Source organism: Stenotrophomonas sp. YJH_SMC_73 (assembly GCF_059370155.1).
Window position 1 is genome coordinate 120,837 of sequence record NZ_JCAFTJ010000014.1, and the last position, 13,046, is coordinate 133,882.

Annotated in this window: 15 protein-coding genes and 2 pseudogenes; 5 read left to right on the forward strand and 12 right to left on the reverse strand. The window is 64.6% G+C overall.

Annotated elements, in window-relative coordinates:
* Positions 1 to 93 precede the first annotated feature (93 nt).
* From orn to AC5P8R_RS19520, 3 genes are all read right to left on the reverse strand, one after another.
* Entirely contained in the window at positions 94 to 666 is a 573-nt protein-coding gene (gene orn, locus AC5P8R_RS19510) for an oligoribonuclease (RefSeq protein ID WP_014647557.1), read from the reverse strand.
* 75 nt (positions 667 to 741) lie between these two features.
* Positions 742 to 1,266: a tRNA adenosine(34) deaminase TadA gene (tadA, locus tag AC5P8R_RS19515; protein ID WP_014647558.1), complete on the reverse strand. Its 525-nt coding sequence runs from the start codon at positions 1,264 to 1,266 to the stop codon at positions 742 to 744.
* A gap of 75 nt (positions 1,267 to 1,341) precedes the next feature.
* On the reverse strand, positions 1,342 to 1,701 hold the full coding sequence (locus AC5P8R_RS19520) for a winged helix-turn-helix transcriptional regulator (RefSeq protein ID WP_032961582.1): 360 nt from the start codon (positions 1,699 to 1,701) through the stop codon (positions 1,342 to 1,344).
* Between the two features lie 78 nt (positions 1,702 to 1,779).
* Here AC5P8R_RS19520 and AC5P8R_RS19525 point away from each other — a divergent pair, with 78 nt between their 5' ends.
* Positions 1,780 to 2,619: an NAD(P)H-dependent oxidoreductase gene (locus tag AC5P8R_RS19525; protein WP_495223748.1), complete on the forward strand. Its 840-nt coding sequence runs from the start codon at positions 1,780 to 1,782 to the stop codon at positions 2,617 to 2,619.
* Positions 2,616 to 3,053, forward strand: coding sequence for an acetyltransferase (locus AC5P8R_RS19530; RefSeq protein ID WP_014647561.1), 438 nt, complete (start codon positions 2,616 to 2,618; stop codon positions 3,051 to 3,053). Before AC5P8R_RS19525 ends, AC5P8R_RS19530 begins: the two co-directional genes overlap by 4 nt.
* 33 nt (positions 3,054 to 3,086) lie before the next feature.
* On the opposite strand, the gene AC5P8R_RS19535 is transcribed toward AC5P8R_RS19530, so the two are convergent.
* Positions 3,087 to 3,593, reverse strand: coding sequence for a GNAT family N-acetyltransferase (locus AC5P8R_RS19535; protein ID WP_495223749.1), 507 nt, complete (start codon positions 3,591 to 3,593; stop codon positions 3,087 to 3,089).
* A 260-nt stretch (positions 3,594 to 3,853) separates the two neighbouring features.
* Here AC5P8R_RS19535 and AC5P8R_RS19540 point away from each other — a divergent pair, with 260 nt between their 5' ends.
* Genes AC5P8R_RS19540 through AC5P8R_RS19550 form a run of 3 tightly spaced genes read left to right on the forward strand, consistent with a single transcriptional unit; the run spans position 3,854 to position 6,532 of the window.
* Positions 3,854 to 4,510: a hypothetical protein gene (locus AC5P8R_RS19540; protein WP_495223750.1), complete on the forward strand. Its 657-nt coding sequence runs from the start codon at positions 3,854 to 3,856 to the stop codon at positions 4,508 to 4,510.
* Positions 4,511 to 4,553: 43 nt separating this feature from the next.
* Positions 4,554 to 5,207, forward strand: a complete 654-nt coding sequence (locus AC5P8R_RS19545) for a hypothetical protein (RefSeq protein WP_014647564.1) — start codon at positions 4,554 to 4,556, stop codon at positions 5,205 to 5,207.
* Positions 5,204 to 6,532: an XVIPCD domain-containing protein gene (locus AC5P8R_RS19550; RefSeq protein ID WP_049408125.1), complete on the forward strand. Its 1,329-nt coding sequence runs from the start codon at positions 5,204 to 5,206 to the stop codon at positions 6,530 to 6,532. The genes AC5P8R_RS19545 and AC5P8R_RS19550 overlap by 4 nt, the downstream gene beginning before the upstream one ends.
* 52 nt (positions 6,533 to 6,584) lie before the next feature.
* On the opposite strand, the gene AC5P8R_RS19555 is transcribed toward AC5P8R_RS19550, so the two are convergent.
* From AC5P8R_RS19555 to AC5P8R_RS19590, 8 genes and pseudogenes are all read right to left on the reverse strand, one after another.
* The gene (locus AC5P8R_RS19555) at positions 6,585 to 7,817 is read right to left on the reverse strand and encodes a hypothetical protein (RefSeq protein WP_495223751.1); all 1,233 of its coding nucleotides are present in this window, start codon (positions 7,815 to 7,817) and stop codon (positions 6,585 to 6,587) included.
* Between the two features lie 96 nt (positions 7,818 to 7,913).
* Complete coding sequence (locus AC5P8R_RS19560; protein ID WP_075075582.1) at positions 7,914 to 8,921, reverse strand: XVIPCD domain-containing protein; 1,008 nt, start codon at positions 8,919 to 8,921, stop codon at positions 7,914 to 7,916.
* A gap of 57 nt (positions 8,922 to 8,978) precedes the next feature.
* Complete coding sequence (locus AC5P8R_RS19565) at positions 8,979 to 9,515, reverse strand: hypothetical protein (protein WP_014647568.1); 537 nt, start codon at positions 9,513 to 9,515, stop codon at positions 8,979 to 8,981.
* 480 nt (positions 9,516 to 9,995) lie between these two features.
* Positions 9,996 to 10,538 (reverse strand): DUF4189 domain-containing protein, encoded by a 543-nt coding sequence (locus AC5P8R_RS19570; protein ID WP_321210785.1) that lies wholly within the window; start codon positions 10,536 to 10,538, stop codon positions 9,996 to 9,998.
* A gap of 250 nt (positions 10,539 to 10,788) precedes the next feature.
* Positions 10,789 to 11,322, reverse strand: a complete 534-nt coding sequence (locus AC5P8R_RS19575; RefSeq protein ID WP_080052994.1) for a DUF4189 domain-containing protein — start codon at positions 11,320 to 11,322, stop codon at positions 10,789 to 10,791.
* Between the two features lie 166 nt (positions 11,323 to 11,488).
* A pseudogene (locus tag AC5P8R_RS19580) lies at positions 11,489 to 11,749 on the reverse strand (DUF4189 domain-containing protein); the annotation flags it as partial.
* Positions 11,750 to 11,787: 38 nt separating this feature from the next.
* A pseudogene (locus AC5P8R_RS19585) lies at positions 11,788 to 11,877 on the reverse strand (type IV secretion system protein); the annotation flags it as partial.
* 320 nt (positions 11,878 to 12,197) lie between these two features.
* Positions 12,198 to 12,728, reverse strand: coding sequence for a DUF4189 domain-containing protein (locus AC5P8R_RS19590; protein ID WP_495223752.1), 531 nt, complete (start codon positions 12,726 to 12,728; stop codon positions 12,198 to 12,200).
* Positions 12,729 to 13,046: the final 318 nt, after the last annotated feature.

Below are 13,046 nucleotides of genomic sequence, written 5' to 3' on the forward strand. Positions count from 1 at the left end.
AAGGGATCCGACCCCGGCGCCTTGCCGGCCAGCGGCCGGCACTACCCGTTGGCGTGTCATCCGATAGCGCCGGGCCATGCCCGGCGTCGTTGTTCAGGCAACCGGCAGCCCCGACAGCGCGCCCATGAACTGGCGGTAGTGGCGCAGCTCAGCGATCGAATCGTGCACGTCGCTCAGCGCGGTGTGGTTGCTGTTCTTGCCGACGCCAGCGGCCACGCTCGGCGCCCAGCGCTTGGCCAGTTCCTTCACCGTGGACACGTCCAGGTTGCGGTAGTGGAAGTACTTCTCCAGTCGCGGCATCTGGCGGTGCAGGAAGCGGCGATCCTGGCAGATCGAGTTGCCGCACATCGGCGACAGGCCGGCCGGGATCCACTGCGCCAGGAAGTTCACCGTCTGCGCCTCGGCCTGGCCCAGGGTGGTGGTGCTGTCCACCACGCGCTGCCACAGGCCCGAGCGGCGGTGCTGGTTGCGATTCCACTCGTCCATCGCTTCCAGCGTTTCCAGCGGGTGGTGGATGGCGAATTCCGGCCCTTCGGCCAGTACGTTGAGCTGGGCATCGGTGACCACGGTGGCGATCTCGATGATCGAATCGTTGTCGGTATCCAACCCGGTCATTTCCAGGTCGATCCAGATCAGTCGCTCGTTGGCCGCGCCGTTGTCCGCCATGTGTCGCCTCGTTGCTGGGCAGGCGCGCGGCCTGCCGGTGATGGAAAGAGGCGCCCATCATACCGGTTCGCCCCCTCAGGCCTCGCCGGCATGGTCTTCCAGCAGCAGCGGCGGCTTGCCACGCTTGGCACGGAAATAGTTGGTCAGGCGCATGCTGGCCTCCTTGGCCAGCACCCCACCGTGGATCTCCACCCGGTGGTTGTGGCGGGCATCGCCCAGCAGGTCGAACACGCTGCCGCAGGCGCCGGTCTTGGGGTCGCTGGCGCCGTAGACCAGGCGGGCAACGCGTGCATGCACGATGGCCATCGCGCACATCGCGCACGGTTCCAGGGTCACGTACAGGGTGCTGCCGAGCAGCCGATGATTGGCCAGCCGCGTGCCACCGGCCCGCATGGCCACGATCTCGGCATGCGCACTGGGATCGTGCGAGGCGATGTTGAGGTTCCAGCCCTCGCCCAGCAGCTGGCCATCGGCGCCCACCAGTACCGCACCAACGGGGATCTCGTCGTACTCGCGCTGCGCACGCTCGGCCAGCGCCAGCGCATGGCGCATCCAGTGTTCATCGGCGTCGTGCACCGGTACACCCAGGGCGTCGGTCATGGCGGTTCTCGCGTGTCTGCAGGGCCAGGATGGCCGCCGGGGCCGCATTGTACGCCCGCGGCCGTGCAGGCGCCGCTAACGCGCGTCGAAGCGCTCGCGGGCGGCGTCCAGCGCCGGGAAATTGTGCTCGGCCCAACGGTCCAGGGCGGACAGCGTGTCAACCAGTCCACGTGCGACCTCGGTCAGCCGGTATTCCACATGCAGTGGCTTGCTGCCTCGCTCACACCGCTCGACCAGGCCGTTGCGCTCCAGCTGCCGCAGGGTCTGGGTCAACACCTTCTGCGAGATCCCTTCGATCTTCCTCAGCAGCGCGCCATTGCGTTGCGGGCCCTGCGCCAGCGCCGGCAACAGCAGCATCACCCACTTGCCGGAGATCAGCGCCAGCGCATCGCGTGCCGAGCAATCGGCGGCATAGACATCGCCCGGATAGGCCATGGTTACCTCAAGGTGCGTAATTGCCGGGGCATACCGGCGCCGCGAGGATGGTCGCACACTCCTCGAACACCTCGCCCCATGCGCGCCCTGGTCCTGCTTGCCCATCCCGAACCCCGCTCCTTCAACGCCCACCTGGCCGCGCAGGCCGCGGAGCAGCTGCGGCATGACGCGCTGCAGGTGGACGTGGTCGACCTGTATGCAGAGGGCTTCGATCCGCTGGAAGCGGCCCACCATCATTCAAGTCGCCTGCAGCCCGGCCGTTTCGATGCCCAGCGCGAACAACGCCACGGCGCCGAACAGGGTCGGCTGCCCGCCGATGTGCAGCGCCATCTGCAGCTGCTGCAGGCCGCGGATCTGGTCATCCTGCAGTTCCCGCTGTGGTGGTTCGCGCCGCCGGCAATCCTCAAGGGCTGGCTGGATCGCGTGCAGGTCTACGGGCCGATGTACAACAGCCGCCTGCGCCACGAGCACGGCGCGATGCGCGGCAAGCGTGCGTTGCTGAGCGTCACCACCGGCTCATCGGCACGGGCCTGCGCCGTCGACGGCCGCGAGGGAGATACCCGGTTGTTGCTGTGGCCCTTGATGTACAGCCTGCGCTACGTCGGCTTCGACGTGCTGGAGCCGCATCTGGTGCATGGCGTGCGTTCCGGGCTGGCAGCGGAGCGCGTGCAGGCACACGACGAGGCACTGGCTGCAGCAACCCACTACTACCGCGAACGCCTGGCGCAATGGCCGCGGTGGCCCACCGTGCCCTTCAATGACAGCGGCGATTTCGAGGATGGCGTGGTGCTGCGCGCGGAGGCCACTGCCTACAGCCCCTTCATCCGCCATCGCAACACCGGAAGAATCCACGCCTGCGCGCTGGGTCGGGACGCGCCATACTACGCGCTCTTTGCAAGCACCTTGGTGAACCCATGACCACCCTCCGTCCCTCGCGCGCCGACGACGGCGCCGCCCTCGTCGACCTCTGGCGCCGCGCCGTCGACGCCACCCACAACTTCCTCAGCGCCGACGACCGCCAGGCCATCGATGGCGAAGTCGCCGGCTTCCTGCCGCAGGCTCCGATGACCGTGGCCGTCGACGCGCAGGACCGCCCCCTTGGCTTCATGCTGATCGACGGCACGCACATGGAAGCGCTGTTCATCGATCCGGACGTACGCGGCACCGGTATCGGCCGGCAGTTGCTGCAGCACGCGCTGGCCCTGCATCCGCAGCTGAGTACCGACGTCAACGAACAGAACGCGCAGGCCGTCGGCTTCTACCAGCGCATGGGCTTCGTCGAAACCGGACGTTCACCGCTGGATTCGCAGGGCCGCCCGTATCCCCTGATCCATCTCCGGTACAACGGCTGACATTCGACGGATGTTCGAGGCCCGCCCCGATCATCAGGCCGTGGCCTCGAATGCCGGCGAGTACTGCACCTCTCCCTGCGCCATCGGTGGCCGCAGGCACAGCGCCTGGAAGTACTCTGGCGGCACACCCGGCAGCACCAGGCCCGGCTCGGCGCGGAATCCGAATCGACCGTAATACGCGGGTTCTCCCAGCAATACGCAGCCCTGTGCCCCCTGCTCACGCAATGCGCCGAGCGCCGCGTGCATCAGCGCCGCACCGATGCCCTGCCCCTGCCAGTCCGGCAGCACCGAGATTGGCCCGAGGCCGAACCAGCCGGTGCTGCCATCGCTGATCGTCACCGGCGACAAGGCAACATGTCCGACGACCTCCCCGTCCTTCTCGGCGACCAGCGAAAGACTCAGCGCTCCACGCGAACGCAGTGCATCCACAATGAAATGCTCGGTGTGGCTGCTGTGCGGGGCTTCGCGGAAGGCCGCCTCGGTGAGTGCGTGGATGACCGCGTGGTCTTCGCGGGTTTCAGGGCGGATCGTGCAGTTCAAGGACAACACCTTTGATGAAGTGATGGACATGTGAATGATCGATTCCGGTCACGGATTCAGCTGCGAACCTGCGTCCGGCGTCAGAGCCAACGCGACGATCGGATGCCCTGTGCGGCAAGCGATCTGCCGGCGGCGCGCCCTGGGGGCGTCAAAAATCCGTCTCCAAGGGGTGGCACAGGGCTCCCGGCACGTTCCATAATCGAGAAACCTGCCACCCAGGAAGGATAGATGGACATGGACGCACGATGCAGGATCGGGCCATGGGTGTAGCGCACCTCGCACACAGGGGACGGCCGCTGCTGGCAGTGCTCGCCCTCGTCCTGCTGGCGGCATGCTCGCCCTACGCCGATGCCGAGCGCGACGTCGCCGCGGGTGGACGCGGCCTGGCCAAACTCAACCCGGCGCCGAAGCAGGCCTATGAGCTGGTGCTGACACTGAAGGGCGCGCCAGGCCCGTTCGCGGTTGTTGAGGGCGTGGCCCAGTATGACGTGAGCAACTACGGAGACTGCGGGAGGGTCATCTGGTCCACCGGCACGGCCAGCCGCATCACCAGCCAGGAACCGGTGGAACTGCGCAGGACGGGCGAGAACGAATACCGCGGTACGTTCTACCTCGACCGCATGCAGGACCAGGACTATTACGATCGCGGTACGTGCCACTGGAGGCTGACCGGCGTTGGCGCGATGTTGCGTGCCACGACCGGCGAAGCTGATACGCGATTCCTGACGTTCATCGACAAGAAGCGCATGGAGTACGACTCGCCTCTGACGCTTTATTACCCGAACCTTGTCTATCCGCGCGCCGACACTGTCGCCAACTTTGGCGCCAGTGGCGAGGAAGCTCCGTCGGGGTACAGCGAAGAGCTGCGCAATGCGCTGTTCTCAACCACCACCACTGTGCAGAAGCTCGTGCCATGAGCCGCCAGTGCCACATTCACCCTTACACACCAGGAGGCCGACATTGCGCCACAAGATGATTCCGTGCCTTGCTCTGCTTCTGTTGACCGCCTGCCATCCGGAGACCGCCATGAACCAGGAACGTGCCGCTGCTGAAGCCGATGTCGCCCAGGGTGGGCGCGGCCTCGCCAAGCTCAACCCCAGCCCGCGCAAGGCCTATGAACTGGTGCTGCGCCTGAAGGACGCCCCGGGCGATTTCGCGGTGGTCGAAGGTGTCGCGCAGTACGACGTCACCAACGAAGACCAGTGTGGCTATATCGAGCCGGCCACCGGCACGGCTGCACGGATTACCAGCCAGGAACCGGTGGAACTGCGCAAGGTCGCTGATGGCGAGTACCGGGGCACTGTATACATCGACCGCATGCTGGATGAGGATTACTACGGTCGCGGTGTCTGCAAGTGGGAGTTCACCGGTGCAGGCGCGATGCTGAAGGCGACGGGAGCCGAGGGCGAGACGCGTTTCCTTTCATTTATTGAAGCAGCGCCATTCGTGAAAGGCGAGACCGAGACTCGCCACTATCCTCGTTCGGACTATCCGCGCGTGAACGAGATTCCTGACTACGGCGCAAGCGGCCAAGAAGACCCCACCAAGTTCCGCCCTGAGCTGCAGAATTCGCTGTTCTCGGCTTCACTTGAAGCCAATGAGGTCCGCCAATGAGCCTCAGCAGCCAAGACTATGCGGGTATTTCCGACGACGTGTACAAGGACCGTGCGGTCGGTCGACGCGCTCCCGGCAAGGAAGAGCTCGTAGCGATCAACGGGCATGAGTACAAGATCCTCGAGCACGTTGATAATCGATTGAACGGTTATCAGGGAACGATCTACCAGCGAGTCGACACCAATGAAATTGTCGTCGCACATCGCGGCACCGAACAGATCGCCCGCGATGCGATCCTGACCGATGGTGGCATGGTTGTCGCCCGCACCAACGTCCAGGCACCGGACGCCATCGCGCTGACCCAACGCGCCCTGGCCTACGCCAAGAAGGAGGGGCAGGATCTCGGACAGCGCCCACCCGAAGTCACCGTCACCGGCCACTCTCTCGGTGGCGCGCTGGCCCAGATCACCTCGCACCATTTCAACGTCAAGGGCGAGACCTTCAACGCCTATGGCGCGGTCAGCCTCAGCTACCGCATCCCGGAAGGCGGCAACACCATGATCAACCATGTCATGGCCTCCGATCCGGTCAGCTCTGCCTCGCCGCACTTCGGCCAGGTGCGCATCTACGCCAAGCCGGATGAGATCAAGACACTCGCCGCAAACGGCTTCAGCAATCACTCGTTGCGCGCCCTTATCCCGGACAGCCCGCTCGTCGCAGCAGGCAGTTCGTTCGGCGCGCACAAGCTGGGCAACTTCCTCGGCGACGGCTCGGTGCTGAAACACCCGGAAACGCAGAAGCTGGCAAAAGACAACGCCAGGATGATCGAGGAGTACCGCGACGACGTTGAATCACTGCGCCGTGGTGTCACCCGCGCGGCGCGCGGCATTCCGGGCGGCGCCGTCGATCTGTACGACCATATCCGCGGCCCGCTGCAGCCCGGTGAGCCGGCACGCCGCGAAGCGGAGAAGAATGGCCATCACACCAGCATGCTGCGCATGGACGACGCCAACCATGTGGGCAACCCACTGTTCAACGACGCGATCCGTGGCGTGCACGCGCAGGACGTCCGCGTCGGCCGGGTACCAGACGTAATGAGCACGCAACTGGCCGGCAGCCTGGCCGCCGAAATGCATGCGGCGGGCGGCAAGCGCATCGACGAGGTGGTCATGAATGCCGATGCCTCGCGCAGCTTCGCCGTGCAGGGCCAGGGCGGTGACCCGGCCCACCTTCGCGTGTCGGTGGATACGGCGGTGGCGATGAACACACCGCTGGAACAGAGCAGCCAGCGCATCGACCAGCAGGCCGCAGGTCAGCGCCTTGCACTTGAGCGCGACCAGCAGCTGGAACAGCAGCAGAATCAGACCCGCAGCCTGCAGGCCTGATGCAGCGCGGGAGCCGGTCAGCCCGGCTCCCGCATCACTTCGAAACTCCGGCTCAGGGGCTGGACGCTGCCATTGGCACGGATGCTCCGGCCGTCACGAACAGATCCGGCCCGGAATCCGGGAATCCACCACAGGCGCGATCGCCAGGTGCTACCGGATCACAGGGCCACTGCGCCCGCGCAACCTTCTCGCGCAGCTCGAAGCGATCACCGGTCCAGACCACGAACGCGATGTGCTCACGGTTCCAGTCACCGTAGGCGCGCGGACCACCCTTCTGCGCCGACTCCGGATACTGCACGAACCAGCGCATGGCCGGGCCGTACTGCAACTTGCTATGGTCCAGGCTGATCCGTCCCTCACGCGACAGCTGCCGCGCACGATCCGCTTCCGTCTGCTGCGGCATGACAGGCATGGCATCGGCGGTCACATCCCTCGGCGCCGCGTCCCCGCGGACCTGGTACACACGCTGGCCCACATAGGCCTCGCGGCAATCACCCGCTGGCACGCGGACCGGCTCCGCGCCGTACTCATCACGGTTGGCGACCTGGTCGCTGCAGGTGAACGGCGCCGACACCAGGTAGAACGTGCTGTCGGCGTCGCGCCCTTCCAACGAGCGCACCCAGATGTCGCCCATCCGCACGATGAAGTCCGGGCGCTGGCCGTAGCCCGGCACCGCCTTGAACCAGGCCTTCTGCCGCACCTCACGCTCGCGCCAGCTGCGCGGCAGGTGGATGTCCTGCTCGGGCAGCGCGACCAGCATCGCAGCCAGATGCGCCGGCATGGTGCCCTGGCAGGCGCCGATCAGCAGGTCGCCCTGGCTCGCCAGCCGCCCGGCCAGATCCACCGGGCAGCGGGCACCGAGCGCACGCTCGGTCGCCTGCTCGGGCGGCAACGGCACGATGGCCAATGCAGGCGGTGCCGGCGCTACCGCCGGGACCGCTGACTCGACGACTGTAGGCGGTGCAGCCACAGGCGCCGCCGCTGCGGGCGGAACGGGCGCAGGCGCCGGGTCCGCAGGGGGTGTCCCGGCAGCCGGTACTTCGGGAGCCGGCGCCGCGACAACGGCGTCGGCCGCCGCGGGCGCTGCAACGGGCGCCGCCCCTGCAGGCGCCTCAACGGTAGCCTCGGCAGCGGGGCGCGTCTCCACGACGGGCGCCGCTGCCTCCTGAGCTTGTGCCGACGCTGCGGCAAGTCCAAGTGACAGCAGCCAGAGCGGCGGCAGGCGACGCACGGGTGCATTGCAGCGGGCAGCGGCGTGGCGGGCATTCGGGGGAACGATTCGCATGTGGTGTCCTTACGGGTGGGTTTCCATGTCGGCGCCACAGGGCGCCACGCGTCGTACGTAAAGCGCCAGCGGGCACCCTGCCCGCCGGCATCGGTGTTACAGGGATCGAGAACGCTGCTCCTGCTCGCGGGCGAGCGCGGCCGCCGGGTCCTGCTGGGCGACATTGGCAGCCAATTGCTGGCTGCTCTGCGCCAGCGGCTGCTGCGCCGCCTGTTCGCGATCGACCGATGCGCGCAGCATGGCCGGATCGCCCAGCGCGCCCTGTACAGCAAACAGCGTGCGACCGTCATTACCCGCCAGGAGATGATCGATGCGCGACATCCCCGCCTTCTGCGCGCTCAGCGCCAGTGCGCCGGCGGCATTGTCCAGTTCCTGCACGCTGCGCAGACCGCTTTGCGGCCCCATCTGCTGCAGGTGCTGGCGCGCTCCCGAGAACAGCGTGTATCCCGGCTCGCCCGGTTGCGACATGTCGCGTCCCGTTGTGGGCTGGGCAGGCGCCCCCACTTCGCCACGCTCCAGGCGCGCCATCACATCGGGGGTCAGCTTCTGCTGCCACACGTCAAAACGCTGCTGGCGGGCTTCGATGCCGTTGAGCGCGCCATTCAGGGCACGCGTCGCTTCGCGCACGTCCTCGCGCGCCGCTTCCGGCACCCGCGTCTGCCACTGCCACACGGCAATACGGCCTGCGTGCTCGGGTTGCGCGGCCAGCTCCGGCTGATTCACCAGGTCCAGGTCCAGCGCCTTGCCGGCACGCTCGTAATTCTCCTTGCCGACCAGCGGCAGATAGCCACGGCCGTGATACTTCAGTGCATCACCGGGCGCGTCATTGCCCATGCGCCCGCCATACATCAGTTCGGCCAGGTTCTCCGGCCGCCCACGCAGCGCCTCCTGGCGGGCGCTCTCAAGCGCGCCATTGCCATTGCGCCACGCTGCTTCCACCGGGATCTGCGAGATGCCCCGGGTGAAGTTGAAACTCTCGTTGAGACGGCTCAAGCCACGGGATTCATGCCCGGCCTGCGCCATGAAGTTGGCCAGTTCCCGGGACGAAGTCATGCCGGCCTCCGTGGCCTGCCGCAACAGCAACGACTCCCTATCCTGCGACACGGTGAAACTCCTGCTCGATCATCGTTGGATACTCCCGCCTCCTCACAGGCATGGCACTCAAGGCAAGCTGACGTCGGCGACGACGGACGGATCGAAATCCTCGAACCGCACCCGGCCAAGCTCGGCCGCGGAGAAATCGCGCGTGTGGGTTGCTTCGGTTTCGGTGTCCACCACCTTGCGCTGCACGCCATGCACCCAGCACGCCTGCTCGGCAGGTGCATACCGGAAGGTGTAGATGCTGCTCCAGCGTTCGCGGCTCCCGCCGTTGGTGATCACGCTGAACGCGCCGTCTTCAATCGTCACGTAGGCGAAGGGATCACCGGCAATGCCACCGCGCGTTGAGCACGGCACCAGCTTGTCGTTGCGTGCCGCCAGCTGCCAGCGGCCCGTGGCATCGCCCAGCAGCAACAACAGGACCCGGTTCGGTCCGTGCTCGCCGGGCAGCAAGCCCTCCGGAGGAGGTTGGTCGATCACCAGGAGCTGGTCCTGGAAACCATTACCGGTCAGATCGCCGCGTACGGCTTCCAGCAGGTTCGCGCCGGACGGAACGAACGCCAGGGCATTGTCCATGTGCGTGCCACTCCCCTTCTCCATCCCCTGCAACTCCTTCAATCCCGTCTTGCCAGTTCCCGAGCGGAGGCCGGAAACGGGGCGATGCCTCGCACGTGCCCTGCGGTCGCCATGGCGGATGATAGCCCCGAGCCCACGGCAACCGCGATGGTGGCAAGCGTCACCCGCACCGCGGGGGGACACAGTCCTCATGGACGGAAAAGCTCCTGTGTTCGATGGCACCGGCGCGTCGGGATTTTGACGCGCACGCAGCTTACTTCGAGGAGGCAGCGCTCGTCGAAGGGTGCTTGGGATGAAAAGCGCACTTGATCACATAAAATCGGGATTGGCGCTGATGGATCCCGATTCCGGATACACCATCCATACGATCAGCACTCCGCAATTGTTCGTGCGGGCCCGGCGAAGTGGGTCACGGCTCGGCGCACGCTACCCTCGCCGCATGGGCTCCCAGCAGCCCACCCGCCGCGGGGCCCAAAGCGCGAGCCTCACCTGTCGCAACGCCACTCAATAGCGATCAAACACCGGCTGCGTGCAATCCGCATAGACTTCATCGCATCCGCCCGGTTGATCGTTCCTGCACAGTGACCGCGCCGTCTCAAGTGCAGCTTCCGGCGTGGGTCCCGATCCAATACCAGATTGCCCCCGTCCCGAACGGCCAGCAGGGATGGCCCATGAGACGCACTGGTTGAAGTACGTCATGTTGAGCGAGCAATCAGGAGCTCCGCTGATACCACATTTGGACAGCGCCTCCTTCTCAGCGGCTCGCCGGGATCTCATCCCGGTTGAAACACCGGCCTCGGACGTGGCCTTCGAGACCGCAATCGCGCCCCAGGTTTTCACCCATTCCCCAGCGGGCGCGGGTGCCGGCGCGGACGGAGTCATGGAAGTTCCACTAGATCCGGGAATTGGTGCACACCCCTGAACACCCTGGCCGCCAATGGGGTACATCCCCGGCGGACAGTTGCCTTCTGCGTGCGCGGAACTGATACCTCCAACAAACCCGGCGGCAGCAGCAACCAACACCCCGGCCAGACCGCATTTCATCATCCCAACCTCCTGATTCAGTGATCCTTGCGCCTTCCCCGAGGATGGCGCCGCGGATGCGACTCCCGGATTAAAACAGGTCGCAGAAGGCTTGTAGCCCTGCTCCTTCAGCTGCCCGCCTTTTGATGGCGACAGCTATCGCCTGCCACTCATTGGACTCGTTTGATTTGGACATGTGAAATTTTGCAACGGCTCACCATCCACTCAACCCTTCGCCCAGCGGTTCCGGAGGCACAGCTGAGAGGCGGCAACATCAATACGCCTTGAAGATCGGCTTTGTGCAATCCGTATAGAAAACCTCGCATGCCCCGGCTTGGTCATTTGTGCAGCCTTTCTGAGCTTCGCGCTCTGCCACGTCGAGTGTCGGTCCGCGTCCAATACCAGATCCACCCTGACCTGTCCGGCCGCTGGGAACTACCCATGCCGCACACTGATTGAAGTAGGCAAGCATAACCTTGCAATCGTTCGCACCCGCGGAAGCACACTTGCCAAGGGCTTCCTGCTCCGCTCCACTCTTCCTTCGCTGCCCTGTCGACACACCTGCATGCGACGTTCGCTTGGATGTGGCAATTGCACCCCAGGTGGTGATCCATTCTCCAGACGGTTGTGGCGGCGAGACGGGAGCGGTCAACCCGCCATTGTTTGCTCCCGGGATAGGTGCACAGCCCTGTACTCCCTGTCCTCCGATCGGATACATAGCAGGGGGACAGTTGCCCTCCGCACTTGCGGACGAGAATACTAGCGAGAGCATTGCTGCTACGACCACTTGCATCGAACGACTAGTCATTTTCACTCACTCGCGTCCGATCCAATTTGCAACCATCTGCGAACACGTATGAAGTCTCCGGGGCACACTGGAAAAAGTCCAAGCCATATCAGACGCTGTAACGCATAGCGGCCTTTTCTGACGTGGCATGCATACCTGTTGACAGATATCATGCGGAACTTGGCGATCAGCGATACGCCCTGAATTCCGACATGCTGCAGGCCGAGTAGGCGACTTCACACGCTCCCCCATCATTCACAGAGGCGCATTCCTTCAACGCGAGCGATTGAGCTTCGTCAAGTGTTTCAGCGCTGGCAACGATTGAATTTCCGGCAGCCTGTCCGCCCGAGCGGGGCGACGGATCGGCGATTGCGGCGCATTGATCGTGATAGCTCAAACGAATCTGACACTTGCTCCCTCCTCGCCGGACACATTTGTCGATCGCCGCCGCTTCCGCAGCTCACTTCGATTTCTGGGATACAAGGTCGGCACGGCGCTACCACCTATCTGCGAATATGCCATGAAGGTACCCAGGGTGCCCTGGAAGAACATCGCAGCCGTTGGGGGCGCAGTCAGTGCGCACGATGATTCGTTCCTGCAGCTCCCTTGCGCGGCCCCGTAGCCTCTGCGTCAGACTGGATCCATGCCAGACAGGAAGTACGTGCTTCCCCCGCTCAGGGTGATCCACAAAGCGTACCAATTGAAGAAAGTCATGCCGCCGCTGTGATCACGCGCCCAAAAGCGGCGCATTCTTACAGAGCTTCCCGTTCTGCGCCCTTCTTTTAGCGGCATCTCATGGAAACACTGGCATTCGAGGTACTGACAAGAGCGCAACCCCACTCACGCTAATCTGACGATCAATTCCCAATTTTTCTGCTGACCTATCTGAAGCCTTATCAATACTTCCGGAAGACGGGCAAGGAGCATTCGGAATAGACGACGGCGCACTTTCCGCCTCCGGTATCCCGACAATGACCAATCGCATTTCTAGCGACGGTCTCTGCGTCCACCGCCGTATCCAGGGAGCCCTGCCCCTTTCCTGAGGACGGCACAGCGAATGCAACGCATTGGTTGTAATAGGTAACCGAAGACTTGCAGTCCTTTGCACCCTCTGCGGCACACTTCTTGATCGCCGCAGCCACCGCGCGCCGCTCGCTGGACTCATTGGCTGCGGTACCGACGAGATTTGACGTAGGCGACTCAGCCACGGCTCCCCATCTCGTCAACCACTCCCCCAACGGCTGAGCAGGAGCGGGAGCAGAGGCTGAAGCCGTTCCACCAACTGCACCAGGAATTGGCGCACAACCCTGGACACCCTGCCCACCGATCGGATACGACCCCGGGGGGCAGCCACCCTCTCCTGATGCGGAGTGTATGCATAACAACAATACAACGAGAACTGTGTAGGTCAAAGTCGTTCGCATCATGGCCTCCAATTCCCGAAGAGTTACGAATTCATTGTTCCAGCATTGCCGCGCTGCCCACTCTGAATCGGAGATTCAGTGGTCGCGCCTCCAAATCTAGGCGTTGCATCTTGAACCGGAACCTGACTTGAGGCCCTCGAATTGGTGGGAACCGGAGGCATATACACCCCCCCGCTCGATCCACTAGAACCCGGCGGCTGCCCATTTGGACCCGGCGAGGTCGGCACGGCGCTACCACCTATCTGCGAATATGCCATGAAGGTACCCAGGGTGCCCTGGAAGAACATCGCAGCCATTGGGGGCGCAGTCAGGATCAGCGTC